This is a genomic window from Pseudomonas fluorescens, from assembly GCF_902497775.2.
Taxonomy (GTDB): domain Bacteria; phylum Pseudomonadota; class Gammaproteobacteria; order Pseudomonadales; family Pseudomonadaceae; genus Aquipseudomonas; species Aquipseudomonas putida_F.
Map to the genome: position 1 here is coordinate 2,874,371 of NZ_OZ024668.1, position 26,686 is coordinate 2,901,056.

At 62.3% G+C, this 26,686-nt stretch carries 32 protein-coding genes and 1 tRNA gene; 17 read left to right on the forward strand and 16 right to left on the reverse strand.

The features are described 5' to 3' along the window. Positions 1-14: 14 nt before the first annotated feature. Complete coding sequence (locus tag F8N82_RS13070) at positions 15-1,022, reverse strand: Ldh family oxidoreductase (protein WP_038995720.1); 1,008 nt, start codon at positions 1,020-1,022, stop codon at positions 15-17. A gap of 124 nt (positions 1,023-1,146) precedes the next feature. Next, positions 1,147-1,434: a DUF1330 domain-containing protein gene (locus tag F8N82_RS13075; protein ID WP_038995721.1), complete on the reverse strand. Its 288-nt coding sequence runs from the start codon at positions 1,432-1,434 to the stop codon at positions 1,147-1,149. Between the two features lie 74 nt (positions 1,435-1,508). Here F8N82_RS13075 and ribBA point away from each other — a divergent pair, with 74 nt between their 5' ends. After that, positions 1,509-2,630 (forward strand): bifunctional 3,4-dihydroxy-2-butanone-4-phosphate synthase/GTP cyclohydrolase II, encoded by a 1,122-nt coding sequence (gene ribBA / locus F8N82_RS13080; protein WP_150776945.1) that lies wholly within the window; start codon positions 1,509-1,511, stop codon positions 2,628-2,630. Between the two features lie 64 nt (positions 2,631-2,694). Here ribBA and F8N82_RS13085 read toward each other — a convergent pair whose 3' ends face one another. Next, positions 2,695-2,883 carry a hypothetical protein gene (locus F8N82_RS13085; RefSeq protein ID WP_038995724.1) on the reverse strand — a complete coding sequence of 63 codons (189 nt, stop codon included), beginning with the start codon at positions 2,881-2,883 and terminating at the stop codon, positions 2,695-2,697. A gap of 239 nt (positions 2,884-3,122) precedes the next feature. On the opposite strand from F8N82_RS13085, the gene F8N82_RS13090 reads away from it, so the two are divergent. The 4 genes from F8N82_RS13090 to F8N82_RS13105 are packed head-to-tail and all read left to right on the forward strand — an operon-like array spanning position 3,123 to position 7,046. Then, positions 3,123-4,148, forward strand: coding sequence for a polyamine ABC transporter substrate-binding protein (locus tag F8N82_RS13090; protein ID WP_038995725.1), 1,026 nt, complete (start codon positions 3,123-3,125; stop codon positions 4,146-4,148). Beyond that, positions 4,145-5,062: an ABC transporter permease gene (locus F8N82_RS13095; RefSeq protein WP_038995726.1), complete on the forward strand. Its 918-nt coding sequence runs from the start codon at positions 4,145-4,147 to the stop codon at positions 5,060-5,062. The genes F8N82_RS13090 and F8N82_RS13095 overlap by 4 nt, the downstream gene beginning before the upstream one ends. Positions 5,063-5,068: 6 nt before the next feature. After that, positions 5,069-5,878: an ABC transporter permease gene (locus F8N82_RS13100; protein ID WP_038995727.1), complete on the forward strand. Its 810-nt coding sequence runs from the start codon at positions 5,069-5,071 to the stop codon at positions 5,876-5,878. A 19-nt stretch (positions 5,879-5,897) separates the two neighbouring features. Continuing rightward, positions 5,898-7,046, forward strand: coding sequence for an ABC transporter ATP-binding protein (locus F8N82_RS13105; protein WP_038995728.1), 1,149 nt, complete (start codon positions 5,898-5,900; stop codon positions 7,044-7,046). 67 nt (positions 7,047-7,113) lie between these two features. Here the strand turns inward: F8N82_RS13105 and ahpF are convergent, their stop codons facing one another. The 7 genes from ahpF to F8N82_RS13140 form a co-directional block, all read right to left on the reverse strand. Further along, entirely contained in the window at positions 7,114-8,676 is a 1,563-nt protein-coding gene (gene ahpF, locus F8N82_RS13110; RefSeq protein WP_038995730.1) for an alkyl hydroperoxide reductase subunit F, read from the reverse strand. 121 nt (positions 8,677-8,797) lie between these two features. Beyond that, complete coding sequence (gene ahpC, locus F8N82_RS13115) at positions 8,798-9,361, reverse strand: alkyl hydroperoxide reductase subunit C (RefSeq protein ID WP_010223911.1); 564 nt, start codon at positions 9,359-9,361, stop codon at positions 8,798-8,800. A 204-nt stretch (positions 9,362-9,565) separates the two neighbouring features. After that, positions 9,566-10,921 (reverse strand): glutathione-disulfide reductase, encoded by a 1,356-nt coding sequence (gene gorA / locus F8N82_RS13120; protein ID WP_038995731.1) that lies wholly within the window; start codon positions 10,919-10,921, stop codon positions 9,566-9,568. A 96-nt stretch (positions 10,922-11,017) separates the two neighbouring features. After that, entirely contained in the window at positions 11,018-11,857 is an 840-nt protein-coding gene (galU, locus tag F8N82_RS13125) for a UTP--glucose-1-phosphate uridylyltransferase GalU (protein WP_038995733.1), read from the reverse strand. A gap of 191 nt (positions 11,858-12,048) precedes the next feature. After that, entirely contained in the window at positions 12,049-12,954 is a 906-nt protein-coding gene (locus F8N82_RS13130) for a c-type cytochrome (RefSeq protein WP_038995735.1), read from the reverse strand. After that, complete coding sequence (locus tag F8N82_RS13135) at positions 12,951-13,601, reverse strand: c-type cytochrome (RefSeq protein ID WP_038995736.1); 651 nt, start codon at positions 13,599-13,601, stop codon at positions 12,951-12,953. Before F8N82_RS13135 ends, F8N82_RS13130 begins: the two co-directional genes overlap by 4 nt. A 133-nt stretch (positions 13,602-13,734) precedes the next feature. Beyond that, positions 13,735-14,085: a hypothetical protein gene (locus F8N82_RS13140; protein WP_038995737.1), complete on the reverse strand. Its 351-nt coding sequence runs from the start codon at positions 14,083-14,085 to the stop codon at positions 13,735-13,737. Positions 14,086-14,243: 158 nt separating this feature from the next. Between F8N82_RS13140 and F8N82_RS13145 the strand changes: the two genes are divergently transcribed. The 8 genes from F8N82_RS13145 to csrA all read left to right on the forward strand — a co-directional run bounded on the left by F8N82_RS13145 (position 14,244) and on the right by csrA (position 19,975). Continuing rightward, complete coding sequence (locus F8N82_RS13145; protein WP_038995738.1) at positions 14,244-14,546, forward strand: DUF1883 domain-containing protein; 303 nt, start codon at positions 14,244-14,246, stop codon at positions 14,544-14,546. A gap of 4 nt (positions 14,547-14,550) precedes the next feature. After that, entirely contained in the window at positions 14,551-14,721 is a 171-nt protein-coding gene (locus F8N82_RS13150; protein ID WP_095162989.1) for a hypothetical protein, read from the forward strand. Positions 14,722-14,754: 33 nt separating this feature from the next. After that, positions 14,755-15,828, forward strand: coding sequence for an NAD(P)H-dependent flavin oxidoreductase (locus tag F8N82_RS13155; RefSeq protein WP_038995739.1), 1,074 nt, complete (start codon positions 14,755-14,757; stop codon positions 15,826-15,828). An 81-nt stretch (positions 15,829-15,909) separates the two neighbouring features. Then, complete coding sequence (gene modA / locus F8N82_RS13160) at positions 15,910-16,668, forward strand: molybdate ABC transporter substrate-binding protein (RefSeq protein WP_038995740.1); 759 nt, start codon at positions 15,910-15,912, stop codon at positions 16,666-16,668. Continuing rightward, positions 16,668-17,348, forward strand: a complete 681-nt coding sequence (modB, locus tag F8N82_RS13165) for a molybdate ABC transporter permease subunit (protein WP_038995741.1) — start codon at positions 16,668-16,670, stop codon at positions 17,346-17,348. Before modA ends, modB begins: the two co-directional genes overlap by 1 nt. Positions 17,349-17,350: 2 nt before the next feature. Next, positions 17,351-18,439 carry a molybdenum ABC transporter ATP-binding protein gene (modC, locus tag F8N82_RS13170; RefSeq protein ID WP_038995742.1) on the forward strand — a complete coding sequence of 363 codons (1,089 nt, stop codon included), beginning with the start codon at positions 17,351-17,353 and terminating at the stop codon, positions 18,437-18,439. Between the two features lie 42 nt (positions 18,440-18,481). Then, positions 18,482-19,495: a DNA topoisomerase IB gene (locus F8N82_RS13175; RefSeq protein ID WP_038995743.1), complete on the forward strand. Its 1,014-nt coding sequence runs from the start codon at positions 18,482-18,484 to the stop codon at positions 19,493-19,495. Between the two features lie 282 nt (positions 19,496-19,777). After that, complete coding sequence (gene csrA, locus F8N82_RS13180; protein ID WP_010223936.1) at positions 19,778-19,975, forward strand: carbon storage regulator CsrA; 198 nt, start codon at positions 19,778-19,780, stop codon at positions 19,973-19,975. Positions 19,976-20,051: 76 nt separating this feature from the next. Here csrA and F8N82_RS13185 read toward each other — a convergent pair whose 3' ends face one another. The 3 genes from F8N82_RS13185 to F8N82_RS13195 are packed head-to-tail and all read right to left on the reverse strand — an operon-like array spanning position 20,052 to position 23,056. Continuing rightward, positions 20,052-20,423: a response regulator gene (locus F8N82_RS13185; RefSeq protein ID WP_038995744.1), complete on the reverse strand. Its 372-nt coding sequence runs from the start codon at positions 20,421-20,423 to the stop codon at positions 20,052-20,054. Positions 20,424-20,442: 19 nt separating this feature from the next. Further along, positions 20,443-21,888 carry an ATPase domain-containing protein gene (locus tag F8N82_RS13190; RefSeq protein WP_038999424.1) on the reverse strand — a complete coding sequence of 482 codons (1,446 nt, stop codon included), beginning with the start codon at positions 21,886-21,888 and terminating at the stop codon, positions 20,443-20,445. Between the two features lies 1 nt (position 21,889). Continuing rightward, positions 21,890-23,056, reverse strand: coding sequence for a two-component system sensor histidine kinase NtrB (locus tag F8N82_RS13195; RefSeq protein ID WP_038995745.1), 1,167 nt, complete (start codon positions 23,054-23,056; stop codon positions 21,890-21,892). A 269-nt stretch (positions 23,057-23,325) separates the two neighbouring features. Between F8N82_RS13195 and F8N82_RS13200 the strand changes: the two genes are divergently transcribed. Continuing rightward, positions 23,326-23,520, forward strand: coding sequence for a hypothetical protein (locus F8N82_RS13200; protein ID WP_038995746.1), 195 nt, complete (start codon positions 23,326-23,328; stop codon positions 23,518-23,520). Here F8N82_RS13200 and F8N82_RS13205 read toward each other — a convergent pair. Continuing rightward, complete coding sequence (locus tag F8N82_RS13205) at positions 23,514-24,275, reverse strand: AraC family transcriptional regulator (protein WP_038999426.1); 762 nt, start codon at positions 24,273-24,275, stop codon at positions 23,514-23,516. The two genes, F8N82_RS13200 and F8N82_RS13205, sit on opposite strands and share 7 nt — an antisense overlap. Positions 24,276-24,382: 107 nt before the next feature. Between F8N82_RS13205 and F8N82_RS13210 the strand changes: the two genes are divergently transcribed. The 3 genes from F8N82_RS13210 to F8N82_RS13220 all read left to right on the forward strand — a co-directional run bounded on the left by F8N82_RS13210 (position 24,383) and on the right by F8N82_RS13220 (position 25,924). After that, positions 24,383-25,177, forward strand: a complete 795-nt coding sequence (locus F8N82_RS13210; protein WP_038995747.1) for a sulfite exporter TauE/SafE family protein — start codon at positions 24,383-24,385, stop codon at positions 25,175-25,177. A 103-nt stretch (positions 25,178-25,280) separates the two neighbouring features. Further along, positions 25,281-25,365: transfer RNA gene (locus F8N82_RS13215), tRNA-Leu, on the forward strand. A 145-nt stretch (positions 25,366-25,510) separates the two neighbouring features. Next, entirely contained in the window at positions 25,511-25,924 is a 414-nt protein-coding gene (locus tag F8N82_RS13220; protein WP_038995748.1) for a DoxX family protein, read from the forward strand. 39 nt (positions 25,925-25,963) lie between these two features. Here F8N82_RS13220 and F8N82_RS13225 read toward each other — a convergent pair whose 3' ends face one another. Beyond that, positions 25,964-26,164, reverse strand: a complete 201-nt coding sequence (locus F8N82_RS13225; protein WP_038995749.1) for a hypothetical protein — start codon at positions 26,162-26,164, stop codon at positions 25,964-25,966. 69 nt (positions 26,165-26,233) lie between these two features. Beyond that, positions 26,234-26,683, reverse strand: coding sequence for an anti-virulence regulator CigR family protein (locus F8N82_RS13230; RefSeq protein ID WP_038995750.1), 450 nt, complete (start codon positions 26,681-26,683; stop codon positions 26,234-26,236). Positions 26,684-26,686 lie beyond the last annotated feature (3 nt).

Sequence of the window (26,686 nt, forward strand, 5' to 3'; positions counted from 1 at the left end):
CCCGCTCCTGCAGCTTATGCCAGCAGCGCCTTGAGATCGTTGTACAAGGCCTGCGGTATCTCCACCCCCTCCACCAGGCTGCGCGCGCGTGCTGCATAGCGGCGCGCAGACGGCAGCCGCGCGCCCTGCCCCTCGATGCTCTCGAATACCACCTCGGCCCGGGCCAGGTGCTGATCGGCGGCATCACCCAGAAACCGCCGCGGGTCCAGGGCGATCAGCAATTCGCCATGGTACGGCGAGGCCTTGCTGCCGTCGGCATGGGCCAGGGACTCGGCACTGGTCAAGTCGCCGATCAAGGGCCCGGCAATCAGCTCGACCATCGCCGCCAGCGCCGAACCCTTGTGCCCGCCGAAGGTCAGCATCGCGCCGCGGTCCAGGACCACGTTGGGGTCGGTGCTGGGCTGGCCATGCTGGTCAACGCCCCAACCTTCGGGAATGGCCTTGCCCGCCCGCCGATGCAGTTCGATATCACCCCGGGCGATGGCACTGGTGGCGAAGTCGAATACATAGGGATGCTTGCCCGCCCGCGGCCAGCCGAAGGCGATCGGGTTGGTGCCGAACACCGGCCGATGGCCGCCGGCCGGCGCCACCCAGGCATGGCTGGGGGTAAACGCCAGGGCGACCAGCCCAGCCTCGGCCAGTTGCTCGATCTCGACCCACAATGCGGAAAAGTGCACACAGCGGTTGATCGCCAGCGCGGCGATGCCGTTGCTGCGGGCCTTGGCTTGCAACATCGGCAGGCCGGCCTGGAACGCCAGTTGGGAGAACCCGCCACCGGCGTCCACGCGCACGATCGAGGGCGCCTGGTCTATGACTTCGGGACGGGCATCGGCGACCACCTTGCCGGCCTTGAGCGAACTGACGCAGCCCAGCACCCGATACAGGCCATGGGAGGCGCAGCCATCGCGCTCGCCGGCGACGATGGTGTCGCTCACCGCCTGGGCGTGGTCGGCGCAAAAACCGTTATGCAAGAGGATTGAATAGGCCAGCGAATGGGCTTCGGACAGGGTCAGGCGGGTCATGGTCATCTCCTTGGGCTGACTGTCCAGCCTGCCTCAAGTCCCGGTGCGACGACTTGATCGCTTTAGCCCCCGGCGATGACGAACTCGGCACAGTGGGAGCGGCGCGCGATGCTTCGCCCTGCCCTCACACCCCCTCGACGATAATCACCTCGGCCCTCGCCACCCCCTGCCTGAACGCGCACGCCTGCTGATACGCGTCTGACCGATAGCAGGCCAATGCCCGTTCGTAGGATTCAAACTCGATCACCACGCTGCGCTGCGGTGTCGCCCTGCCCTCCATGGCCTCACTGCGCCCGCCACGGGCCAGCAGCTTGCCGCCAAACGCGGCAAACGCCGCTGGGGCCCGCTGGGTGTATTGCTGATACTGCTCAAGGTCGCTGACATCGACATGGGCAATCCAGTAAGCCTTCATTGCGCGCTCCCACTTCAGGTAGTTTTGTATTATGGTATACCACAAAATCCAACCCGGACAGCGAGCACGCCGCAATGCCCTTCAACAGCATCGAAGATATCCTCGAGGACTACCGCCAGGGCAAGATGGTCCTGCTGGTGGACGACGAAGACCGCGAAAACGAAGGCGACCTGCTGATCGCCGCTGAACGCTGCGACGCCCAGGCCATCAGCTTCATGGCCCGCGAAGCCCGCGGCCTGATCTGCCTGACGTTGAGCGACGAGCACTGCCAGCGCCTGGGCCTTGAGCAGATGGTGCCGGCCAACGGCAGCGCCTTCAGCACTGCCTTTACCGTGTCGATCGAGGCGGCGCGCGGGGTGACCACCGGCATATCCGCCGCTGATCGCGCCTGCACGGTCGCCGCAGCCGTGGCACCCGCTGCCCGCGCCGAAGACCTGGTGCAACCCGGGCATATCTTCCCCCTGCGCGCCCGCGAAGGCGGCGTGCTGACCCGCGCCGGGCACACTGAAGCCGGTTGCGACCTGGCGCGCCTGGCCGGCTTCAGCCCGGCCTCGGTCATCGTCGAAGTGCTCAACGACGACGGCAGCATGGCCCGGCGCCCGGACCTGGAGGTGTTCGCCGCCCGTCACGGGATCAAGATCGGGACCATCGCCGACCTGATTCATTACCGCCTGAGCACGGAGCAGACGGTCAAGCGCATCGGCGAGCGCGAGCTGCCCACGGTGCACGGCGTGTTTCGCCTGGTGACCTATGAGGATTGCATCGAAGGCGGCGTGCACATGGCCATGGTCATGGTCATGGGTGACATCCGCCGTGAACAACCGACCCTGGTGCGGGTGCATGTGATCGACCCGCTGCGCGACCTGGTCGGTGCCGAGTACAGCGGGCCGGCCAACTGGACCCTGTGGGCGGCGCTGCAGAAAGTGGCCGATGAAGGCTGCGGGGTGGTGGTGATTCTGGCCAATCATGAGTCGTCGCAGGCGCTGCTGGAACGCGTGCCGCACCTGACCCAGCCACCAAGGCCCTACCAGCGCGGGCAATCACGCACGTACTCGGAAGTGGGCACCGGCGCGCAGATTCTTCAGGACCTGGGCGTGGGCAAACTGCGTCACCTGGGCCCGCCACTGAAATACGCCGGCCTTACCGGCTATGACCTGGAGGTGGTACAGAGCATTGCATTCAGCACTGCCTTGTAGGGCCTATTGCGGGTCAAGCCCGTTCCCACGGATGTGGGAACGGGCTTGACCCGCGATCCCCTGCCTACTCCTCAGCCTCGGGAAAATGGCGGCAGCTCTTGCGCTCGGCCAGCTCCTTGTCGGTAGGACGCTGCTCGACGAACACCGCGCGGCCATCCTTGTAGATCTCCAGATAACCCCATTCCAGATCCTGTTCGTGCTGACCAGGCTTGGGCGGATTACGCCACCAGGGCTCGCGACTGATCAACTGCATGGCAATGGCTCTCGCTTGAAACACAATACTTCACTATAGACGGTAGACCGCGAGGGCTCTGCCTCGGGCATCCGCGCCTGCGCAGCGGTGCCGGGTGATAGCCGGTAGCGGGCAGGCTCTTGTCAAAAACTTGGAATACCATAATATGATATCCCGTAGACCTAAAAACGTTTGATGCTCCCCACTACAAGGCGGGCAATACAAAGCCCGCTCAAAACACAAGAAATGAGGGCGTACCTATGCTGTTCTCCAAACGCGCAAGCGCAGTGCTGGCTGCCAGCCTGCTGACATTGACCTGCCAGGCTGCCCTGGCCGCCGACAGCCTGAACTTCGTCAGCTGGGGCGGCACCACCCAGGATGCGCAAAAGCAGGCCTGGGCCGAGCCCTTCACTGCCAGCAGCAAGATTCGCGTAGTCCAGGACGGCCCCACCGACTACGGCAAGCTCAAGGCCATGGTCGAAAGCGGCAACGTGCAGTGGGATGTGGTCGATGTCGAGGCGGACTTCGCCCTGCGTGCAGCCAGCGAAGGCCTGCTCGAGCCGCTGGACTTCAACACCATCAAGCGTGATCGCCTCGACCCGCGTTTCGTCTCCGATCACGGCGTAGGGTCGTTCTTCTTCTCGTTCGTTCTGGGCTACAACGAAGGCAAGCTCGGCGCCAACAAGCCCCTGGACTGGAGCGCGCTGTTCGACACCAAGACCTACCCCGGCAAGCGCGCCTTGTACAAATGGCCAAGCCCCGGCGTGCTCGAACTGGCCCTGCTGGCCGACGGCGTCGCCGCCGACAAGCTCTATCCGCTGGACCTGGACCGCGCCTTCAAGAAACTCGACACCATCAAGAATGACATCGTCTGGTGGGGCGGCGGCGCCCAGTCGCAGCAGTTGCTGGCCTCCGGTGAAGCGAGCCTGGGCCAGTTCTGGAACGGTCGGGTCTATGCCCTGCAGCAAGATGGCGCACCGGTCGGGGTAAGCTGGAAGCAGAACCTGGTCATGGCCGACTTCCTGGTCATCCCCAAAGGTGCGAAAAACAAAGACGCGGCGATGAAGTTCCTGGCCAATGCCAGCGGTGCCCAGGGCCAGGCCGACTTTGCCAACCTCACCGCCTACGCGCCGGTCAACCTCGACAGCATCAGCCTGCTCAAGCCTGAACTCGCGCCCAACCTGCCGACCGCCTACGCTCAGGATCAGGTGACCCTCGATTTCGCCTACTGGGCCAAGAACGGCCAGGCCATCGCCACCCGCTGGAATGAGTGGCTGGTCAAATGAAAGTCGCCATCAATACCCTGCAAACCCCGTCCGGCGCCGTCGGCGCCAAGGGAGCAGCGATGCAGCACACGCCACCCTTGCGTGAACGCTGGCGCGGCAGCCGCAACCTGCTGCCGGCCTTGTTGTTCCTCGGCCTGTTCTTTTTCGCGCCGCTGATCGGCCTGCTGCTGCGCGGCGTGCTCGAACCCGTCCCGGGCCTGGGCAACTACGAGCAACTGTTTGCCAACTCGGCCTATGCCCGGGTGCTGTTCAATACCTTCTCGGTAGCCGGCCTGGTCACCCTGATCAGCGTGCTGCTGGGCTTTCCCCTGGCCTGGGCCATTACCCTGGTGCCACGTGGCTGGGGCCGCTGGCTGCTGAACATCGTGCTGCTGTCGATGTGGACCAGCCTGCTCGCCCGCACCTACTCCTGGCTGGTGCTGCTGCAGGCCTCTGGGGTGATCAACAAGGCGCTGATGGCTATCGGTATCATCGATGCGCCGCTGGAGATGGTGCACAACCTCACCGGCGTGGTGATAGGCATGAGCTACATCATGATCCCGTTCATTGTCCTGCCGCTGCAGGCGACCATGCAGGCGATTGACCCGATGGTGCTGCAAGCCGGTTCCATTTGCGGCGCCAGCCCCTGGACCAATTTCTTCAAGGTGTTCCTGCCGCTGTGCCGTTCCGGGATGTTCTCCGGGGCCTTGATGGTGTTCGTCATGTCCCTGGGGTACTACGTGACCCCGGCGCTGCTCGGTGGCGCACAGAACATGATGCTGCCCGAGTTCATCGTCCAGCAGGTACAGTCGTTCCTCAACTGGGGCCTGGCCAGTGCCGCCGCCGCGTTGCTGATCGCCATCACCCTGGTGCTGTTCTACTTCTACCTGAAGCTGCAACCGGAATCGCCGGTCGGCAACAGTAACGCGAGGTAAGCCAAAATGCTCCTGACCCCTAATGCCATGAGCCGGCGCCTGCGCTTGGGCCTGTACACCACCACCGGGGTGATCGCGCTGTTCTTGCTGTTGCCGATCGTGTTCATCGTTCTGTTGTCGTTCGGCTCGTCACAATGGCTGGTGTTCCCGCCCCCGGGCTGGACACTGAAGTGGTACGGGCAGTTCTTCTCCAACGCCGAGTGGATGGACGCGGCCCTGGCCAGCCTCAAAGTCGCGGTGCTGACCACGGTGTTTGCCGTGGCCCTGGGCCTGCCCACCGCTTTTGCCCTGGTGCGCGGACGCTTCCCCGGCCGGGAGATGCTTTATGGCCTGTTCACCCTGCCGATGATCGTGCCGCTGGTGATCATCGCCGTGGCGGTGTATGCGCTGTTTCTCAAGCTCGGCTACACCGGCACGCTGTTTTCCTTCGTGGTCAGCCACGTGATCGTCGCCCTGCCCTTTACCATTATTTCGATCATCAACTCGCTGAAGCTGTTCGACCAGTCGATCGAAGACGCCGCGGTGATCTGCGGCGCCTCGCGGCTGCAGGCGATCGTCAAGGTGACCTTCCCGGCGATTCGCCCGGGGATGATCGCAGGCGCCCTGTTCGCCTTTTTGGTGTCGTGGGACGAGGTGGTGCTCAGCGTGATGATGGCCAGCCCCAACCTGCAGACCCTGCCGGTAAAAATGTGGACCACCCTGCGCCAGGACCTGACTCCGGTGATCGCTGTCGCTTCGACGCTGCTGATCGGCCTGTCAGTGCTGGTGATGATGATTGCCGCCGCTCTGCGCCGGCGCAACCCGGTTAGCGCCTGAGCCCCTGGAGAACAACAAGATGAGTGCAGTCCTCAACGACAAGCAAGCGGCCAAGACCCTGGTCAGCCTGCGCAACCTCAACAAGCACTATGGCGACTTTGCCGCCGTGGATGACATCAGCCTGGACATCCAGGACGGTGAATTCCTCACCTTCCTCGGCTCCAGCGGCTCGGGCAAGAGCACCACCCTGTCGATGCTTGCCGGCTTCGAGACGCCGAGCAGCGGCGAGATCCTGGTCAAGGGTGCCTCCCTGGTCAACGTGCCGCCGCACAAGCGCGATATCGGCATGGTGTTCCAACGCTATTCGCTGTTCCCGCACCTGTCGGTGCGCGACAACATCGCCTTCCCCCTGGCAATCCGCAAGCGCAGCACCGCCGAACGCGACAAACAAGTGGACGCCATGCTCAAGCTGGTACAACTGGACAGCTTTGCCCACCGGCGCCCGGCGCAACTGTCCGGCGGCCAGCAACAGCGGGTGGCGATCGCCCGGGCGCTGGTCTACGAGCCACGCATCCTGTTGATGGACGAACCCTTGGGGGCATTGGACAAAAAACTGCGTGAAGACCTGCAGGATGAACTGCGCCAACTGCACCGGCGCCTGGGCATCACCATCGTCTACGTCACCCACGACCAGGAAGAAGCGATGCGCCTGTCCCAGCGCATCGCTATCTTCAGCCACGGCAAAATCGTCGGCCTGGGCACCGGCTATGACCTTTACCAGAACCCGCCGAATGCCTTTGTTGCCTCGTTTCTGGGCAACTCCAATTTCTTGCGGGTCAAGGCCCATGGCAACGGCGCGGCGAGTTTCGAGGGACAGCCGCTGGCGATGCGGCTTACGCCGGGGCTGGCTGAGGGCCAGGAGGTGCTGTTGATGGTCCGCCCGGAAAAAGCCCTGGCCCTGAGTGTCGAGCAAGCGGCGCGTGAGGCCTTGCCCGCGGGCTGGAACGAGGTCACGGCAAGGGTCGGAGAAGTGCTGTTTCTGGGCGAGAGCCAGACCTGCAGCGTGGTGACCACGGGTGGCACGGCGATGACGGTCAAGGCGCTGTCAGCGGCGGGGATGCCGATGCAGTCGGGCGATACGGTGAAGGTGCGCTGGGCGGTGGCGGATGCTTGCGTGTATACCCAGTGGACCGAGAGTGATTTGAACAAGGCCGCTGGGGCGCATTGAAACCATCGCGGGGCAAGCCCGCTCCTACCTAGTCTGTAGGAGCGGGCTTGCCCCGCGATAAGGCCGGTCAGGCTGGCGCCGAGGAGCGGATCAGGTGATCAAAGGCCGCCAACGAAGCCTTGGCCCCCTCGCCCACGGCAATCACGATCTGTTTGTACGGCACAGTGGTCACGTCACCGGCAGCGAACACGCCCGGCAGGTTGGTCTGGCCGCGGGCATCGACGATGATCTCGCCACGCGGGGTCAACTCGACCGTGCCTTTGAGCCAGTCGGTGTTGGGCAGTAGGCCGATCTGTACGAAGATCCCTTCCAGCGCGATGTCATGCAGCTCATCGCTGTTGCGATCCTTGTAGCGCAGGCCGTTGACCTTCTCGCCATCACCAAGCACTTCGGTGGTCAGCGCACTGGTGATCACCTTCACGTTCGGCAAACTGTGCAGCTTGCGCTGCAGCACCGCGTCGGCACGCAACTGGCTGTCGAACTCGATCAGCGTCACCTGGGCGACGATACCGGCCAGGTCGATGGCCGCTTCCACACCGGAGTTGCCGCCACCGATCACCGCCACGCGCTTGCCCTTGAACAGCGGGCCATCGCAGTGCGGGCAGTAGGCAACGCCACGGCTGCGGTATTGCTGCTCGCCCGGCACGTTCATTTCGCGCCAGCGCGCACCGGTGGCGAGGATCACGGTCTTGGCCTTGAGCGAGGCACCACTGGCCAGGCGCACTTCGTGCAGGCCGCCGTCGGTGGCCGGGATCAGCGCTTCACCGCGCTGCAGGTTCATGATGTCGACGTCGTACTGCTTGACGTGTTCTTCAAGGGCCATGGCCAGTTTCGGCCCTTCGGTTTCCTGCACCGAGATGAAGTTTTCGATGGCCATGGTGTCGAGTACCTGGCCACCAAAGCGCTCGGCGGCAACGCCGGTGCGGATGCCCTTACGCGCGGCATAGATCGCCGCCGCAGCGCCCGCCGGGCCACCACCAACGACCAGGACGTCGAAGGCATCCTTGGCGTTGATCTTCTCGGCCTGACGCTCGCCGGCGCTGGTGTCGAGCTTGCTGAGGATCTCTTCCAGGCCCATGCGGCCCTGGCCAAACACTTCACCATTGAGGTAGACGCTGGGCACGGCCATGACCTTGCGGCTCTCGACTTCGGCCTGGAACAGCGCACCGTCGATGGCGACGTGGCGAATATTGGGGTTGAGCACCGCCATCAGGTTCAGCGCCTGGACCACGTCCGGGCAGTTCTGGCACGACAGCGAGAAGTAGGTTTCAAAGTTGAATTCACCCTTGAGCGCACTGATCTGCTCGATCACCTCTGCGCTGGCCTTGGACGGATGACCGCCGACCTGCAGCAGGGCGAGCACCAGCGAGGTGAACTCGTGGCCCATGGGGATGCCGGCAAAGCGCAGGCTAGTGTCAGCGCCCGGGCGATTGAGCGAGAACGACGGGCGACGGGCATCGCTGCCATCTTCACGCAGGGTAATCAGGTGCGATAGGCCGGCGATTTCCACCAACAGGTCGCGCAATTCGCGGGATTTCGCGCCGTCATCGAGGGAAGCAACGATCTCGATCGGCTGAGTGACCCGCTCCAGGTAGGCTTTCAACTGAGTTTTAAGCGTGGCGTCCAACATACGGGCGATTCCTTTTTCAAACGGTAGAAATAACAACGCCCGGGCGAAAGCGCCCGGGCGTTTTGCGGGGCGGTGACAACGTCAGGTGCGGTAGCCCACCGCCCTCGGCTGGCTCACGGTCTTAGATCTTGCCGACCAGGTCCAGCGATGGCGCCAGGGTCGCTTCGCCTTCTTTCCACTTGGCCGGGCAGACTTCGCCTGGGTGGGCGGCAACGTACTGGGCAGCCTTGACCTTGCGCAGCAACTCGCTGGCGTCACGGCCTACACCACCGTCGTTGAGTTCGACGATCTTGATCTGGCCTTCAGGGTTGATCACGAAGGTGCCACGGTCAGCGATACCGGCTTCTTCGATCAGCACGTCGAAGTTGCGCGAGATGACGTGGGTCGGGTCACCGATCAGCGGGTACTGGATCTTGCCGATGGTGTCCGAAGTGTCGTGCCAGGCTTTATGGGTGAAGTGGGTGTCGGTGGACACGCCGTAGATTTCCACGCCCAGGTCTTTGAACTGCGCGTAGTTGTCGGCCAGGTCGCCCAGCTCGGTCGGGCAGACGAAGGTGAAGTCGGCCGGGTAGAAGAACACCACGGACCATTTGCCTTTCAGATCGGCATCCGAGACTTCGACGAACTTGCCCTGGTGGTAAGCGGTAGCTTTGAACGGTTTAACCTGGCTGTTGATGATAGGCATGAGTGACGCTCCTTCAGGGGGTTGAAAAAACTGATGGGAGAATCGTAGCCAATGCATTGGATTAATGCTCATTGGCAAAGCTCATGTTGCTGATTGGTTTTGGCTATAAGGGGGGCGTATTAATAGAGGGTTTGAAGCTATCGCGGGCAAGCCCGCTCCTACAGGCCTGTAGGAGCGGGCTTGCCCCGCGATTGCAGGCGCCGCTTAACGGGTCGGCGTACGCAAGGTGACGAACTCTTCCGCCGCCGTCGGGTGCACGCCAATAGTCTCGTCGAACTGCTGCTTGGTCGCCCCGGCCTTGAGGGCAATGCCCAGGCCCTGGATGATCTCGCCGGCGTCCGGGCCGACCATATGGCAACCCAGCACGCGATCGGTGTCGGCATCGACCACCAGCTTCATCAGGGTCTTTTCCTGAACCTCGGTGAGAATCAGCTTCATCGGCCGGAAGCGGCTTTCGAAGATCTGCACCTTGTGGCCCTGCTCCAGGGCCTGCTCTTCGGTCAGGCCAACGGTGCCGATTGGTGGCTGGCTGAACACTGCAGTAGGGATGTTCTGGTAATCCACCGGGCGGTATTGCTCAGGCTTGAACAGGCGCCGTGCCACGGCCATGCCTTCGGCCAGGGCCACCGGGGTCAGTTGCACCCGGCCGATCACATCGCCAATGGCCAGGATCGACGGCGCGGTGGTCTGGTACAGGTCATCGACGCGGATAAACCCACGCGGGTCGAGTTCGACGCCGGTGTTTTCCAGGCCCAGGTTGTCGAGCATCGGCCGCCGGCCAGTGGCGTAGAACACGCAGTCGGCCACCAGCTCGCGGCCATCCTTGAGGGTGGCCTTGAGGCTGCCGTCGTCCTGGCGCTCGATACGCTGGATGTCGCTGTTGAACTGCAGGTCCATGCCGCGTTTTTCCAGCTCCTCCTTGAGGTGCTCGCGCACGCTGGCGTCGAAGCCGCGCAGGAACAGGTCGCCACGGTACAGCAGCGAAGTCTTGGCCCCCAGGCCCTGGAAGATCCCGGCGAACTCCACGGCGATATAGCCGCCGCCAACCACCAGCACGCGCTTGGGCAGGTCCTTGAGGTAGAACGCCTCGTTGGAACTGATCGCCAGTTCTTTGCCGGCAATGTCGGGGATCTGCGGCCAGCCGCCGGTGGCAATGAGGATATGCTCGGCGCTGTAGCGCTGGCCATCGACTTCCACCTCATGGGCGCCGGTGAGCTTGGCGTGGCCTTCAAGCAGGGTCACGCCGCTGTTGACCAGCAGGTTGCGGTAAATACCGTTGAGCCGCTCGATTTCGCGGTTCTTGTTGGCGATCAACTGGCCCCAGTCGAACTGGGCATCTTCCAGCGACCAGCCAAAGCCTGCAGCCTGCTCGAAGTCATCGGCAAAATGCGCCCCATAGACCAGCAGTTTTTTCGGCACGCAGCCGACGTTGACGCAGGTACCACCCAGGTAGCGGCTTTCGGCAACCGCCACTTTTGCACCGAAGCCTGCGGCAAAGCGCGCAGCGCGCACACCGCCAGACCCGGCACCAATCACGAACAGATCAAAATCGTAGGTCATTTCGAGGGTCTCAAGCTACAAGTATCAAGCTACAAGCTACAAGAAGAAGCAGCCATGCGCGATCCACTTGCAGCTTGAAGCTTGCCGCTTGAAGCTTTAGTAAGCCTTGCCGGTCTTGTAGAAGTTCTCGAAGCAGAAGTTGGTTGCTTCGATGTAACCTTCGGCGCCACCGCAGTCGAAACGCTTGCCCTTGAACTTGTAGGCAATGACGCAGCCGTCCTGAGCCTGTTTCATCAGGGCGTCGGTGATCTGGATTTCACCGCCCTTGCCCGGTTCGGTTTCTTCAATCAGTTTGAAGATGTCCGGGGTCATGATGTAGCGGCCGATGATCGCCAGGTTCGACGGAGCATCTTCAGGCTTTGGCTTCTCGACCATGTTGCGCACGCGGTACAGGTCGTCACCGATCAGGTCACCGGCGATCACGCCGTATTTGCTGGTCTCCTGCGGGTCGACTTCCATGATGGCAACGATGGTGCAGCGGTACTGTTTGTACAGCTTGACCATCTGCTTGAGCACGCTGTCGCCTTCGAGGTTGACGCACAGGTCGTCAGCCAGGACCACGGCGAACGGCTCGTCGCCGATCAGCGGGCGACCGGTGAGGATTGCGTGGCCCAGGCCTTTCATTTCGGTCTGACGGGTGTAGGAGAAGGAACACTCGTCAAGCAGGCGACGGATGCCGACCAGGTACTTTTCCTTGTCGGTGCCCTTGATCTGGTTTTCCAGCTCGTAGCTGATGTCGAAGTGGTCTTCCAGAGCGCGCTTGCCGCGACCGGTGACGATGGAAATCTCGTTCAACCCAGCTTCCAGCGCTTCTTCAACGCCATACTGGATCAGTGGCTTGTTCACCACCGGCAGCATTTCCTTGGGCATGGCTTTGGTAGCGGGCAGGAAGCGAGTGCCGTAACCGGCTGCAGGGAACAAGCATTTCTTGATCATATACGTCCTTAACAAGGGCTTTGCGTACGAAATTCGGCGCAGTCTAATCAGGCGGCGGTCACCTTACAATGCCCCGCCACCACTGGCCGATGCCATCATAGATGAAATCCCGGGGTGGATAGTTCCCCGGGACCACAAATAATGCGCCGGTGACTGACCACCGGCAGGTAAAACCTCGGGCATCGAGGCCTCTACAGGCCCTGCCCTACCAGCACACCGTCGACCTTCTGGCCATAGAGGTTGACGCCATCATTGGCATGGAACTTCAGCCGGGTCTTCTCGATCGAGCCGTCGACCAGGCGCGGATCCTGCGGCCGTTCGTGGCGGTTGATGTACGCCGCCACGTCCCAGGCCTGCTGGTCGCTCAGGCTGCCGGGCTTGCCCAGGGGCATATTGTGCTTGATGAAGGAGGCCGCAGTGTTGATCCGGTGCATGCCGGCACCCCAATTGTAGGAGTCCTTGCCCCACAACGGCGGCATCACGTAGTCCTTGGCCACTTTCTGCCCTTCGCCATTGGCGCCGTGGCAAATGGAGCACTGGGCCTGGTACACCTGCTCACCCCGTTTGAAGTCATAGCCTTCAGCCGATTGCGGCACGTCCGGGTAGCCGCGGCCAGCGCTCTCGACACCAATCGGCGCCTTGCTTGCCAACCAGTAGGCATACACCGACAAGGCAGTCATCTGCGGGCTGTCAGCCGCCGGTGGCTTGCCGTTCATGCTGAACTGAAAGCAGCCCTGGATGCGCTCGGCAAAGGTATTGACCTTGTCGTTTTTCTTGCGATAGGCCGGATACATCGGGTACGCGCCCCACAGCGGTGCCGAGTTGCCCAGGCGGCCCTGGTCGAGGTGACAGTTGCTGCAGTTAAGGCCGTTGCCGACGTAGTCGGGCATCAACCGGCGCGTGTCGACAAACAGCGCATAGCCATCACGGACCATCTTGCCGTAGGCGTTGTCGGGCAGTTCGCTCTCCGCGGGCGGGGTGAAGCCTGGCGCCGCGGCCGGCGGGGTCTTGAGTTGCGACTGGTCTTCCATTGCAATCGGCGCGGCATGGACATTGCCCAGGCTCAAGGCCAGGGCGGCGAGAATCATCGGCTTCATGGCTTGACCTCCGGGCTGACAGGGTTTGCGAAGTAATTGGCCACGGCCTTTATTTCGTCATCGGTCATGGACTTGGCCACGCCGACCATCAGTTGGTTGGGGTCGTTGCTGCGGCTGCCGTCACGCCAGGCGTTGAGCTGGGCAATCAGGTAGGTCGCCGGTTGATGGGCCAAGGGCGGGAAATGCTCGCCGACACCGCCCCCTCCAGGCCCGTGGCACTGCACGCAACCGGGGATCTTGCGGTTCCAGTCGCCATACAGCGCCAGCTTCTGCACAGGATCCGCAGCCATTTGCTGGCGGTGAAGATCGCTGGCGGGTTCGCTGGGCATGGCGGCCAGGGTTGTGCTGACCGCCTGGATTTCTTCAGCACTCAGGGCCTTGGCCAGCGGTTCCATGATCGGATGCTTGCGGCTGCCGTTTTGAAAGTCATGCAGTTGCTTGCTCAAGTACGCCGCTGGCAAGCCGGCCAGGCGCGGAAACCCGGCAGGCGCTATGCCCTTGGCATCTGGGCCATGGCAGCCCAGGCAGGCCATGGCGGCCGGGTTCTGGCCGCCTTGGGTGAATATTTTCTGACCATCGGCGGCGTGAGCGGCAGGCAGTGAAAACAGCAGCAAGCTGCTGATCAGGATGCGATCCAGTGGGATCATCACGGACTCCATTTTCTTGTTATAAGCTTAGGCTTAATAAGTATAAGCCTATGGATAGTAGGCCTATCCGCCGTGAGCTACAACGCAGAAAGATGGCTAGATGCCAGCTGAATCGGTTAGGTGATTAAAGAAATTACCCGGAGATGCAGCGCGTCGCCGCAGTCTTCACATCACCCAGGCGCAGCGGGAAGTTGTTCAACCGCTCATACAGCTTGATGCTGCTGCCGCTGCCACGCTTGTCAATGTCCACCAGTGCGGCCGGGCCGGCACCAACCTTTTGTGGCACGACCAGACGCAGACCGTCGTGGCGCTCTTCAACTTCCAGCTGCCCGCGACTCTCCTTCAACTGCTGCTGTACGCAGTCGGCATATTCCTGGGGTTTCTTGCCAGAAATAACGTTGAGGGTTTCCGGGCTACTCTCCAGTTCAGACACACTGACACAACCACCCAGCGTTACTGCCAACGCTGCTACGACCCACTTCATCAAACACACCTCCACCACGGAAAAAGATTAAGACCACGCGCAGACCATTTTGCTCCCTTGAATGGCAGTTTTATCCTGGGCCTGGCACGAAGGCCGACAGTGTAACCGACATCATGGTATCGTTTTGATTTGCTGACAGATCCAATGCGGAGTGCAACATGAAATTCGTACACCAGCGCGAGCACCTCAACGAGGATGACATCGTGGTCATCCATTGCTCTCAGCGCTGCAATATCCGCCTGATGAACGACGCCAACTTCCGCAGCTTCAAGAACGGCGGCCGTCACACCTACCACGGCGGCGCCTTCGTCGACTTCCCGGCCAAGATCACCGTGCCCAGCACTGGTTTCTGGAACATCACCATCGACACGGTCGGCCCCCGGGCCCTGTCGGCGGTGACCAAGCCAACCTTCACCCATACCATCAAGTTCATTCGCCGTTCGTCGTCGAAGCTGAGATAAGCCCATGAGCCAGACCACCAAGTACGTCATCAAGTACAAGATCGACGGCGAACAACGTTTCGACTTCGCCCAGATGATCAGCGATGCACCAGAACATGTGCAGGCAGCGCTGCAGCAGCTCCACGGCGAAGACGCCAAGAAGATCACTGATATCAAGGTGAGCAAAGCGCTGTAAAACCACCCTCAGCACACACAAGGAACCCCAGGCATGAGCCAATGGCCGGACACCCGTCTGCTCGATCTGCTCGGTATCGAATTGCCGATCCTTCAGGCGCCAATGGCCGGCTCCACCGGTTCGGCCATGGCCATCGCCGTGAGCAACGCCGGCGGCCTGGGTTCGCTGCCGTGTGCGACCTTGAGCCTGGAACAGATCCGCGCCGAGCTGCAAGCCTTCAGCGAGGCCAGCAACGGCCCGCTCAACGTCAACTTCTTCTGCCATCAGCCGCCGCAACCAGACCCTGCCCACGACGCAGCCTGGAAGCAGGCGCTCAAACCGTACTATGAAGAGCTGGGCGCCGACTTCGAGGCGCCCACGCCGGTCTCCAACCGTACGCCGTTCGACGACGCCAGCTGCCAGCTGATCGAGCAATTCACGCCGGCGGTGGTGAGCTTTCACTTTGGCCTGCCCGAAGCCAGCCTGCTCAAGCGGGTCAAGGCCACGGGGGCCAAGGTGCTGTCCAGCGCCACCACGGTCGACGAAGCCCTGTGGCTGGAAGATCACGGCTGCGACGCAATCATCGCCATGGGCTACGAAGCCGGGGGCCATCGCGGGATGTTCCTCAGCAGCGACCTCAACACCCAGGTCGGTACCCTGGCGCTGGTGCCGCAGATCGTCGATGCGGTGAACGTGCCGGTGATCGCCGCTGGCGGCATTGGCGACCATCGCGGCATCGTCGCCGCCCTGGCCCTGGGCGCCTCGGCGGTGCAACTGGGCACCGCCTACCTGTTCTGCCCCGAGGCCAAGGTCTCGGCAGCCCATCGCCAGGCCCTGCACAGCGCCAAGGCAAGCGACACGGCGCTGACCAATCTGTTTACCGGGCGCCCGGCACGCGGGATCAGCACACGAATCATGCGCGAACTGGGGCCCATGAGTGAGCTTGCGCCACACTTCCCCCTGGCCGCAGGTGCGCTGATGCCGCTACGAGCGATCAGCGAACCAAAAGGCAACAGCGATTTCAGCAACCTCTGGTCGGGCCAGGCACTGCGTCTGGGCCAGGCCCTGCCGGCTGGCGAACTGACCCGCAGCCTGGCTGAAAAAGCCCTCGCCCAGCTCAAGCGCTGAAGCAGTACTTCCCGTTGGTCGGGCATTCGCTATATATTAATCTATACAACGAATACCCTTCAGCCTGTGGAGCTGTTTTTCATGAGTAAGTGCGCACCGCGTTTTGCCTTGGCCGCCCTGGCCACCTTCATGACCTTCAACAGCGCCTGGGCCGATGAGGTACAGGTGGCCGTCGCCGCCAACTTCACCGCGCCGATCCAGGCGATTGCCAAGGACTTCGAGCAAGACACCGGCCACAAGCTGGTTGCCGCCTATGGCGCCACCGGCCAGTTCTATGCGCAGATCAAGAACGGCGCGCCGTTCGAAGTGTTCCTCGCCGCCGACGACAGCACCCCGGAAAAGCTCGAGAAAGAAGGCGACACGGTCAAAGGCTCGCGCTTTACCTACGCTATCGGCACCCTGGCGCTGTGGTCGGCCAAGGACGACTATGTCGATGGCAAGGGTGATGTGCTGAAGAAAAACCAGTTCAAGCACCTGTCGATTGCCAACCCGAAAGCCGCACCTTATGGCCTGGCCGCGACCCAAGTGCTGGACAAACTGAAACTGACCGAGGCCACCAAAGCCAAGATCGTCGAGGGCCAGAACATCACCCAGGCCTTCCAGTTCGTTTCCACCGGCAATGCCGAACTGGGCTTCGTCGCCCTGTCGCAGATCTACAAGGACGGCAAGGTCAGCAGCGGTTCGGCCTGGATCGTGCCGTCGAACCTGCATGAGCCAATCAAGCAGGACGCAGTGATTCTCAACAAAGGCAAGGACAACGCTGCTGCCAAAGCCTTGGTTGAATACCTCAAAGGCCCGAAAGCCGCTGCCCTGATCAAATCCTACGGTTACGAAATCTGATGCCACTGGATGCCAGCGACCTCGGCGCCATCTGGCTGACCTTCAAACTGGCCAGCCTGACCACGCTGATTTTGTTGCTGGTCGGCACCCCCATCGCCTGGTGGCTGGCGCGCACGCGCTCATGGCTGCGCGGGCCGGTGGGCGCGGTGGTGGCGCTACCGTTGGTGCTACCGCCGACCGTGATCGGCTTTTACCTGTTACTGGCCCTGGGCCCCAACGGCTGGATCGGCCAGACCACCGAAGCGCTTGGGCTGGGCACCGTGGTGTTCAGCTTCAGCGGCCTGGTGATCGGTTCGGTGGTGTATTCCATGCCCTTTGTCGTACAGCCACTGCAAAACGCTTTCAGCGCCATCGGTGAGCGACCGCTGGAAGTGGCTGCGACCTTGCGCGCCAGCCCCTGGGACACCTTCGTCCATGTGGTATTGCCCTTGGCCCGCCCAGGCTTTATCACCGCCAGCATCCTCGGCTTTGCCCACACCGTCGGTGAGTTCGGCGTGGTGCTGATGATCGGCGGCAATATTCCCGACAAGACCCGGGTGGTCTCGGTGCAGATCTTCGACCATGTCGAAGCCATGCAATACCTGCAAGCCCATTGGCTGGCCGGGGCCATGCTGGCGTTCTCTTTCCTCGTGCTGCTGGCGCTGTACTCCAGCCGCCGGGGCAAATCGGCCTGGAGCTGAGCATGGCGGCGATGATTCATGCCCGATTGAAACTTGCCCGTGACGACTTCACTCTGGATGTCGACCTGCAACTGCCCGGGCACGGCATCAGTGCCTTGTTCGGCCATTCCGGCTCTGGCAAGACTACCTGCCTGCGCTGCCTGGCCGGGCTTGAGCGCGCGCCCGAGGCCTATATCGAGGTTAACGGCGAGATCTGGCAGGACTCGCGCCGCGAGCACTTCATTGCCCCGCACCAGCGCCCGATCGGCTACGTCTTCCAGGAGGCCAGCCTGTTTCCTCACCTGTCGGTGCACGCCAACCTGACGTTCGGCTACAAACGCATCCCTGCCCAGCAGCGCAAGGTCAGCCTCGAACAGGCCTGCGAACTGCTCGGCATCGAGCATTTGCTGGAGCGCAAGCCTGCCACCCTTTCCGGCGGTGAAGCCCAGCGCGTGGGCATTGCCAGGGCGCTGCTGAGCAGCCCGCAACTGTTGTTGATGGACGAGCCGCTGGCGGCCCTGGATGCTCCGCGCAAGCGCGAGATCCTGCCGTACCTGGAACGCCTGCACAGCGAGCTGGAGATCCCGCTGATTTATGTCAGCCATGCCCAGGATGAAGTCGCGCGCCTGGCCGATCACCTGGTTCTGCTGGAACAGGGCAAGGTCCAGGCCAGCGGACCGATTGCCGCCACCCTCGCCCGCCTTGACCTGCCACTGGCCCAGGGCGATGACGCCGGGGTCATCATCGAAGGCCAGGTCAGTGCCTACAACCGCGACTATCAGTTGCTCAGCCTGCAACTGCCGCACAGCGAGCTGCAACTGCGCCTAGCCCACGAGCCGTTGGCGGTCGGCATGCCGCTGCGCCTGAAGGTCCAGGCGCGGGACGTCAGCCTGAGCCTGGGCGCCGACCAGCAATCGAGCATCCTCAATCGTCTGCCGGTGACCGTCAGCGGCCATCGCCCGGCGGACAACAGCGCCCACGTACTGGTCAGCCTGGACGCGGCCGGCACCACCTTGCTGGCGCGCATCACCCGCTACTCCGCCGACCAGCTCCAACTGCACGCCGGGCAGTCGCTGTGGGCACAGATCAAGTCGGTGGCACTGTTGGGTTGAGGCTGCGGTCCATAGTACAAATCCCGCAACCGGACCTGCGCCATGCCCGAAGCCGTCCTGCCCGCCGCCCTGCATTATGTCGATGACACCCAGCCCGGCCTGCGCCGCAAGACCCTGCGCGGCCAGTTCGCCTACTTCGATGCGCAAGGCGAACGGGTCATCGACCCGACTACCCTTGAACGAATCAAGTCTCTGGTGATTCCCCCGGCCTACAGTGATGTGTGGATCTGCGCCGACCCGCAAGGTCATCTGCAGGCGACCGGCCGTGACGCCCGCGGGCGCAAGCAGTATCGCTACCACGCCGACTGGCGCAGCTACCGCGATAGCCACAAGTACGCACGCATGCTGGCCTTCGCCAGCCTGCTGCCCAAGCTGCGCCGGCAACTGGACCGTCACCTGGCGCGGCCGGGGCTTGATCGGCAAAAAGTCATGGCCCTGGTGGTGAGCCTGCTCGACAGCACCTTGATCCGCATCGGCAACCGCCAGTATGCCCGCGACAACAAGTCCTATGGGTTGACTACCCTGCGCAACCGTCACGTCAAGGTCAACGGCAGCGCCATACGCTTTCAGTTTCGCGGCAAGAGCGGCATCGAGCATCAGGTGACGGTGAAGAACCGGCGCCTGGCCAACCTGATCAAGCGCTGCATGGACCTGCCCGGCCAGGACCTGTTCCAGTACCAGGATGATCAGGGCCAACGCCACAGCGTCGGCTCGGCCGACGTCAACGCCTACCTGCAGGAGCTGACCGGCAGCGACTTCACCGCCAAGGACTACCGCACCTGGGCCGGCAGCGCCCTGGCCCTGAGCCTGTTGCGCCAGCTCGAGTGGCAACCGGAGCAGGAGGCCAGGCGGCAGATCATCGAGACCGTCAAACAGGTTGCCAGCCGCCTGGGCAACACCCCGGCGGTATGCCGGCGCTGCTATATCCACCCGGCGCTGTTCGAGCATTTCACCCTGGGCGAGCTGGCCAAACTGCCGCGAGCCCGCACCCGCAAGGGGCTTGAGGCCGAGGAAGTGGCCCTGGCGCTGTTTCTGCAAAACCTCCCTGCCCCTTGAAAAGCCATTCAGCCAAACCCACCTTGACTATCATGCAGAGAAATTTCCCATATTCCTTCAACCCCCCTATGCTTGCGGGTACGGGCAGCACTCGCTGTTCCGGAGTGCTCATCCAGCCAATCGGCACCTGCGACTAAAGACTCACTACAGAATCTGTGTTCGGGGGAATTAATATCCGCCGAAAGCGTCTTTAATGAAGGGAAAGAGGGATACACCCCCTGTGTGATCCCGGCTTATGCGGGCTGCGCCTGCAAGGCAACTTACGTTACCAAGGAGAAATACATGCTGATACTCACCCGCAAGGTTGGCGAAAGCATCGTCATCAACGATGACATCAAAGTCACCATTCTGGGCGTCAAAGGGATGCAAGTGAGGATCGGCATCGATGCACCGAAAGATGTACAGGTGCACCGCGAGGAGATTTTCAAACGCATTCAGGCCGGTAGCCCGGCACCGGAAAAAGGAGGCGACGAGCACTAAGTAGCCCCCAGCTGACTCAAGCCGCACGGATGCGCTTGATCCTGTACCGACAGCCTGCAGGCTGCGCTATCAGGTCTCAAGGCACCTCGGGTGCGCCGACCAGTTCCTTCACTTTGGCAATCAGTTGTTCGATGTCGAAGGGTTTGTCGAACACGGCAGCGAACAGCCCAGGTTTGTCCCGCCCCTTGTGAGCCTGCGCCCCGCTCATCAGTATCACTGGCAAGCCCTGCAATTGCGGCTCTGCGTGGATACTGGTCGCCAACGCTTCGCCATCCATCACCGGCATCATGTAATCGGTGATCACCAGCTCCACCCGCTTTTCTTTCAACAAATCCAGAGCCTTCTGCCCATTGCCGGCCAGTTCCACGTCGAAGCCTTCGTCTTCCAGGGCCCAGCCGAGGATGTTGGCGATCAGGTACTCGTCGTCGACGACCAGAATGGTACTCATGGTGTTGCCACCCCCATCCTCATGATCCAGGCGCCTGCGAAGGCGTGCCGGACATCACGGCGGTGGCCTGGGTAAAGGCCTTTTGCAAATCGATACCGTGGTCGCTGATGATCAACTCCAGCAGGGCCGGATCGTAATAGCTGTCGCGCACCTTGAGGATCGACAACAGGCGCTTGAGCTCGGATTCAAGCTCGACGAAGCGCATCAGCAGCAGGTTGTCGACGATGCTCGAGAGGTCGGGCGCCGGCGCGTTGATTTCCGAACCGAAAATATCGCGCATCTCCCAGGTTGCCAGGACGCTGACGTCGCGGGCACGCAGTTCGCCGGTCAGGGCGCGGAAGAACTCGTTCAGCCGCGTCGGATTGTTGGCCAGGCGGGTGAAAGCGCCGAGGCTATCGATTAGTACGCGCTTGATGTCGTGCTGCTCGACCAGGCGCAACAAGCGCATGCCGACATCATCAAGCACGCCTTCGGTGGTCGGCTGCCAGGCAATATGCAAGGCCCCGGAGCGTTCCATGGCGGCAAAGTCGTAGCCCAGGGCAGCAGCTTTGAGACGCAGGCGTTGTGGCGTTTCGTAAAAGCCAAAATGCAGGCCGGGCTCTGCGGCTGTCGACGCCCCGAGAAAGCTCACGCCCAGGGAGGTTTTGCCAATACCCGACGGGCCCATCACCAGGGTTACCGAGGCCGCAGGCAGACCACCGCCAAGCAGGCCGTCGAACACGGGTATGCCGCTGGGAATGCGCGAGAGTTCACCGCTGCCGTGGCCGGACGGATGGCTGAACAGCGACTCCAGGCGCGGATACACCTGCAGGCCATCTGCAGTGATTTCGCATTCGTGAATGCCCGACAACGCCCCGCTGCCACGGGTCTTGCGCAACTGGATGCGGCGGACCGAGCGGCTGCCGAGCAGCTCGTCACCAAGCTCAATGACGCCGTCGACCATGGTGTGTTCCGGGCTGCCATCCTCCAGCCGCGAGCTGGTCAGAAACAGGACGGTGCAACCGGCGAACGCGGCATGGCCATGCAGTTCGGCGATGAATTTCTTGGTGTCCAGCGGCGTTTCCGCGCGCGAGCGGGCGTTGAGCAAGCCGTCAACGATCAGCAGGCTGGCCTGGTGGCGGCTGATCTCGCCGCGCAGCAGTTTCACCACTTCTTCCAGGCCTTCCTGCTCAAGCGTGTCGAAGGCGCTGACGAACTGCAACTGTGCACCGATTTTGCTCGGCTCGAAAAAGCTCAAGGTGGACAAGTACTGGAACAAACGCTCGTGGGATTCGCTCAACAGCGTCGCAACCAGCACCCTTCCACCCTGGCTCACGTGATTGAAGGCCAGCTGATTGGCGAGGATGGTCTTGCCCGAACCTGGCCGCCCCTGGACGATGTAGGAGGCGCCGACCACCAGCCCCCCCATGAGCAGGTCATCAAGCCCGGGGATGCCGGTGGCGAGACGCTTGAGCTGTTCCACGATGCTATGCACCTCCGCGTTCAGGGTGGGGATCAATGCTGGCGGTGTAGACTGGCAGGTAGACACTCATGCAAGTGCCTTTGCCCGGTTCGCTGCTGACGCTGACCGTGCCATTGCTCTGCTTGGCAAAACCGTAGACCTGGCTCAGGCCCAGGCCGGTGCCCTTGCCGAAACTCTTGGTAGTGAAGAACGGCTCGAAGATACGCGGCAGTATCTTGCTGTCGATGCCGCGGCCGGTGTCGTCGACGCTGATGCACACATAACGCCCGCTCAGCCCGTCGGGGCGGCCCTCCAGCGTGCAGTTGCGCGCCTGCATGCGGATCAGGCCTTCGCCATCGATGGCATCACGGGCATTGAAGATCAGATTGAGCAAGACCATCTGCAACTGCCCGGCGTCGACTTCGACCTCCCACAGTTCATCCGCCAGCGCCACCTGCAACTCCACCGAGATGGGTAGGGTCTGGCCGAGAAGCAGGCGGGTCGACTCGATCAGTTCAGGCACCTTGACCCGGCCGAACTTCAGCGCCTTGTGGCGGGCGAAACTGAGCAGTTGCTGGGTCATCTGGCTACCGCGCTCACCGGCATCGAGAATGTGTTCGAGCAGGCGCCGGGTACGTTGCGGGTCACGGCTGTTGAGGGCCAGACGGGCCGAGCCGATGATGATGGTCAGCAGGTTATTGAAGTCGTGAGCCATGCCCCCGGTCAATTGACCGAGGGCTTCGAGCTTTTGCGCCTGGAACAGTTGCGCACGCATTTCATCGAGTTGCAGCGCAGCATCACGCCGATCGGTAATGTCCCGGGTAATCTTCGCCAGGCCGACGATCTCGCCATCCGGAGCGCGGATAACATCCAGCGCCACCAGCGCCCAGAACTGGGTACCGTCCTTGCGCAGGCGCCAGCCTTCATCCTGGGCACCACCGGTGCTCAAGGCCCGTTCAAGGAGCCAGGCCGGCTTGCCGTCGGTGCAGTCTTCGGGAGTAAAAAACATCGAGAAATGCTTGCCGATCACTTCCTCGGCACGGTAGCCCTTGATCCGTTGGGCACCTGCATTCCAGGACACCACGTGACCTTCGAGGTCGAGCATGTAGATGGCGTAATCGACGACGGTTTGCACCAGTTGCTCGAAGCGACTGGCCTGCATGACATGAAGTTCGGAGTCGGATGAGACCATGGCTGCCCCACGAAGCCGCAGATGGCTTGTCTGGATATGACAGCATACGCTGGAAGCGATTCCCTGCGCTGGTCTAAAACTTAGTCGGATTCTGCGTGAACTGCCAACTGACAGCGCGCCCGGCGGGAACGGTTTTCAGCCGATTTTTGGATCCAGAATTAAACAAGCAGTGGCCCAATGACAGCAGGGAATCAATTGCTCTATAGTCGCCCCGCACTCCAGACCTGCCACCTACCTCGAGGGAACGACGCGTGGCCGCAGACCGACGAATGAAAACCATACACGACGACCTGCAGACGGCCGCTGCCGACCTTGAGCGGGTCTCGCTCGACCTGCGCGGGCACGTATTGTACCTGCAGCACTCCATCCACCAGGCCGACGCCGCCGCCGTGCTGGGCAGGATTGCCGGCCTGAAAACCTCGGTGGATGACTTGCGTGGCGTTGCCGGTACCATCAGCTACTGATCGCGCAGGCTGCGTGGTGTCTGCCCCAGGGTCCGGCGGAACATGCTGGAAAACGCCGCCGGGCTGTCGTAGCCCAGGTCCAGGGCAATACGGGTGATCGCCTCGCCCTGGGCCAGCCTGGCCAGGGCCAGCACCACGCAGGTACGCTGGCGCCACTGACTGAAGCTCATCCCGGTTTCGGCGCGAAACCAGCGCCCGAAGGTGCGAAGGCTGACGTGCAGCTCGGCGGCCCAGTGCGCAGGCGACTGGTGCACGTCAGGCCTGAGCAGGAAGGCCTGGCAGCGCTGGAGCAGCGCCTGATCCTGCGGCAGCGGAATGTGAAACGGCAAGCTTGCCGCGGCACGCAGCTCATGCAGCAGCAGATTGACCAAGGCTGCGTCCCTGCCGTGCAGGTCGTACTCCAGGTCCATCTCCACCGCCGCCAGCAGCAACTGGCGCATCAGTGCTGAAACCTCCAGCACCTGGCACTCGCCCGTCAGCAGCAGCGCATCGGCTTCGATGTAGAGGCTGCGCGTGCTGACGCCAAGCATCAGCACCTCATGCTCCACCCCCGGGGCAATCCATACCGCCCGCTGCGGCGGCACGACCCAGTCGCCGGCAGGTGTACGCACCTGCATCACCCCGGTAGCGCCGTAGAGCAATTGCGCGCGGCGATGGCTGTGGCGCGCCAGCAGGTAACCGTCGGGATAGTCAGTGCCAATGGCGACCACGGCGCGAGGCGTGGCATCGAGCAGGTTGATCGAGACGTTGTACATGGGCAGGTCCGTGGCCGATTCACGATCATTATTGACCGATTTGCTCATGCAGGCCAAAAGCATGCTGGATAACCTGTCGCCCCTGATCACCCAACGGACGACTTTCCATGCTCTTTGTGCTCCTGACCCTGTTCGGTTGCCTGAGCGGCATCACCAGCGTGCTGTTCGGCTTCGGCGGTGGCTTCGTCGTCGTGCCGTTGCTGTATCACCTGCTGCGCCTGCAACCGGCCACCGCCGATTCGGCCATGCAGATCGCCGTGGCCACCTCCACCTGCGTGATGATCGTCAGCGCAGCACTGGCCACCTTCAAGCACCAAAGCGCCGGCAACCTCAAGCGCGAATACCTGTGGCCGCTGGCAGCGTACATCGCTGTAGGCGCGGTGATCGGTGCCAGCCTGGTGGGCGCCCTGGCCAGTGACTGGCTGCGCTGGGCCTTTATCCTCTACCTGGGGTTTACCCTGCTCGACTGCCTGTTGCGCGAAGGCTTTCTGCAGCACGGCGGCCAAGCCTCAGCTCGCCCGCTCGGGCACTTGAAGAGTGCGGGGTCCGGCGTGCTGATCGGCACCGTCGCCAGTGTCCTGGGTGTGGGTGGTAGCGTCATGAGTGTGCCGCTACTGCGCCGCAGCGGCCTGGGCATGACCCAGGCCACGGCGATGGCCAGCCCATTGAGCTTGCCGGTGGCACTGGCGGCGACGGCGACCTATGTAATCAGCGCCGGTAGCGATTTCGGTGCGGGGTTTGTCGGTTATGTCGACCTGTCGGCGTTTGCCCTGCTAGCCCTGGGGGCCTGGTTCGGTACCCGGCTGGCGGCGCGCTGGATCGGCAGGATCGATGACCGCAAGCACGCGCAGGTCTATCTCGGGCTACTCGCCCTGGTCCTGCTGAGCATGCTCTGGAGTTAGCCACAGGCGCCGCCCAGAGCCCTGCGCGCGGTTGACTCGAATATAACGATGGGTTATAAAGCTCGCTTGATTGAGGGAACAAATGAATTTTCCTCAAGCCAGTGCGAGTGTGGTGGAATTGGTATACACAGCAGACTTAAAATCTGCCGGCGTGAGCCTTGCGGGTTCGAGTCCCGCCACTCGCACCATCTTCTGAAAAGGCGCCTTGATGGCGCCTTTTTGCTGCCTGGCGTTTGCCCAGCGCTGCTCTTATGCCCTTTTTGTACGGGACCGGCCGCAAACCCTTCCGGCAACTGCTAAGGTAAAATTGCCCAACAACAAAGGAAGGCCACCATGCGCTATACCCTGTTCGACAACCAGCGCGACGTTATCATCCTGCTAGCGCGGATTCTGCTGATGATCCTGTTCGTGATGTCCGGCTGGAGCAAGCTCACCGGCTTCGAGGGTACCGTCAGCTACCTGGCCTCCCTCGGTGCGCCCGCGCCGACGGTGGCAGCTGCGGTGGCGGTGATCATGGAGTTCTTCGTCGCCATCATCCTTATCCTCGGCTTCTACACCCGCCCGCTGGCCTTCCTCTTTGCCCTGTTCGTGATCGGTACCGCGCTTATCGGCCACCCGTTCTGGAACATGGTTGAGCCGGCCAAGGCAGCCAACACCGTACAGTTCTTCAAGAACATGAGCATCGTCGGCGGCTTGCTGTTGCTGTCGGTCACCGGTGCCGGACGCTTCTCGGTGGATGGTCGCTAGCCACCATCGGCCTCATGGCGTCAGCAGCACTGCTGGCGCCTAGAGGTCGTCGAGGGTGTCTACACCTTCATCCCAGAACGCATCATCACCTGCACCCTCGCGGGTATCTTCCTCATCGTCATCCTGCGGATCGAACAGCGGGTTGACCTCGTCCTGCCCCTCGTAATCGTCCTCGGCAAACTCGTGGTCAAGCAAGTGATCATGTTCGGGTTCGTGAATATCCAGATCGTCGTCGTTCATTGCAGGGTCTGCCTTGCCGGTGTGAGGGCGCCTGTATAAGCGCCCTCTGCCCTGCCGTCAACCGTGGTTTCAATCGAGTACGTGGGTCAGCACTTCGTAGATGATACCGGTGGCGATCGCGACGAGAATCAGGTCGGTCCCGGCCTGGCGCCATTCGTAGCCATCGTAGTGCGGCAGCCTGCCGATCAGGCGGTCATCGAGCTTTTTCGCGATGCCCGGTGGCAGAGGCTTGCCGCGTGCCAGGTTCTTGCGCACACCCGGGGGCAGGTCGGCGCCGCGGCTCCAGTAATCGGGGTAGCCATGCAGTACGTTGATGATATTGGTGCGGTCGATGGACGGGCCATGATTCCATTGTTCAGCGCCCTTGCCGCCTTTCTGGCTGGCGCCCTGCCCGCCCTGTTTACCCTGGCCATGCCCAGGATTACCTTTGCCATTGCCCGGATCGGCAACAGCGCCCAGCGAACCGAATGCCAGGCCCAGTGAAGTAACAGCGACAACCAGCAAGCGTGATCTGAACATGAT

Coding starts and splice junctions, on each gene's coding strand:
- F8N82_RS13070 (WP_038995720.1), bottom strand. CDS start 1,022: ATGACCCGCCTGACCCTGTCCGAAGCCCATTCGCTGGCCTATTCAATC.
- F8N82_RS13075 (WP_038995721.1), bottom strand. CDS start 1,434: ATGAAGGCTTACTGGATTGCCCATGTCGATGTCAGCGACCTTGAGCAG.
- ribBA (WP_150776945.1), top strand. CDS start 1,509: ATGCCCTTCAACAGCATCGAAGATATCCTCGAGGACTACCGCCAGGGC.
- F8N82_RS13085 (WP_038995724.1), bottom strand. CDS start 2,883: ATGCAGTTGATCAGTCGCGAGCCCTGGTGGCGTAATCCGCCCAAGCCT.
- F8N82_RS13090 (WP_038995725.1), top strand. CDS start 3,123: ATGCTGTTCTCCAAACGCGCAAGCGCAGTGCTGGCTGCCAGCCTGCTG.
- F8N82_RS13095 (WP_038995726.1), top strand. CDS start 4,145: ATGAAAGTCGCCATCAATACCCTGCAAACCCCGTCCGGCGCCGTCGGC.
- F8N82_RS13100 (WP_038995727.1), top strand. CDS start 5,069: ATGCTCCTGACCCCTAATGCCATGAGCCGGCGCCTGCGCTTGGGCCTG.
- F8N82_RS13105 (WP_038995728.1), top strand. CDS start 5,898: ATGAGTGCAGTCCTCAACGACAAGCAAGCGGCCAAGACCCTGGTCAGC.
- ahpF (WP_038995730.1), bottom strand. CDS start 8,676: ATGTTGGACGCCACGCTTAAAACTCAGTTGAAAGCCTACCTGGAGCGG.
- ahpC (WP_010223911.1), bottom strand. CDS start 9,361: ATGCCTATCATCAACAGCCAGGTTAAACCGTTCAAAGCTACCGCTTAC.
- gorA (WP_038995731.1), bottom strand. CDS start 10,921: ATGACCTACGATTTTGATCTGTTCGTGATTGGTGCCGGGTCTGGCGGT.
- galU (WP_038995733.1), bottom strand. CDS start 11,857: ATGATCAAGAAATGCTTGTTCCCTGCAGCCGGTTACGGCACTCGCTTC.
- F8N82_RS13130 (WP_038995735.1), bottom strand. CDS start 12,954: ATGAAGCCGATGATTCTCGCCGCCCTGGCCTTGAGCCTGGGCAATGTC.
- F8N82_RS13135 (WP_038995736.1), bottom strand. CDS start 13,601: ATGATCCCACTGGATCGCATCCTGATCAGCAGCTTGCTGCTGTTTTCA.
- F8N82_RS13140 (WP_038995737.1), bottom strand. CDS start 14,085: ATGAAGTGGGTCGTAGCAGCGTTGGCAGTAACGCTGGGTGGTTGTGTC.
- F8N82_RS13145 (WP_038995738.1), top strand. CDS start 14,244: ATGAAATTCGTACACCAGCGCGAGCACCTCAACGAGGATGACATCGTG.
- F8N82_RS13150 (WP_095162989.1), top strand. CDS start 14,551: ATGAGCCAGACCACCAAGTACGTCATCAAGTACAAGATCGACGGCGAA.
- F8N82_RS13155 (WP_038995739.1), top strand. CDS start 14,755: ATGAGCCAATGGCCGGACACCCGTCTGCTCGATCTGCTCGGTATCGAA.
- modA (WP_038995740.1), top strand. CDS start 15,910: ATGAGTAAGTGCGCACCGCGTTTTGCCTTGGCCGCCCTGGCCACCTTC.
- modB (WP_038995741.1), top strand. CDS start 16,668: ATGCCACTGGATGCCAGCGACCTCGGCGCCATCTGGCTGACCTTCAAA.
- modC (WP_038995742.1), top strand. CDS start 17,351: ATGGCGGCGATGATTCATGCCCGATTGAAACTTGCCCGTGACGACTTC.
- F8N82_RS13175 (WP_038995743.1), top strand. CDS start 18,482: ATGCCCGAAGCCGTCCTGCCCGCCGCCCTGCATTATGTCGATGACACC.
- csrA (WP_010223936.1), top strand. CDS start 19,778: ATGCTGATACTCACCCGCAAGGTTGGCGAAAGCATCGTCATCAACGAT.
- F8N82_RS13185 (WP_038995744.1), bottom strand. CDS start 20,423: ATGAGTACCATTCTGGTCGTCGACGACGAGTACCTGATCGCCAACATC.
- F8N82_RS13195 (WP_038995745.1), bottom strand. CDS start 23,056: ATGGTCTCATCCGACTCCGAACTTCATGTCATGCAGGCCAGTCGCTTC.
- F8N82_RS13200 (WP_038995746.1), top strand. CDS start 23,326: ATGAAAACCATACACGACGACCTGCAGACGGCCGCTGCCGACCTTGAG.
- F8N82_RS13205 (WP_038999426.1), bottom strand. CDS start 24,275: ATGTACAACGTCTCGATCAACCTGCTCGATGCCACGCCTCGCGCCGTG.
- F8N82_RS13210 (WP_038995747.1), top strand. CDS start 24,383: ATGCTCTTTGTGCTCCTGACCCTGTTCGGTTGCCTGAGCGGCATCACC.
- F8N82_RS13220 (WP_038995748.1), top strand. CDS start 25,511: ATGCGCTATACCCTGTTCGACAACCAGCGCGACGTTATCATCCTGCTA.
- F8N82_RS13225 (WP_038995749.1), bottom strand. CDS start 26,164: ATGAACGACGACGATCTGGATATTCACGAACCCGAACATGATCACTTG.
- F8N82_RS13230 (WP_038995750.1), bottom strand. CDS start 26,683: ATGTTCAGATCACGCTTGCTGGTTGTCGCTGTTACTTCACTGGGCCTG.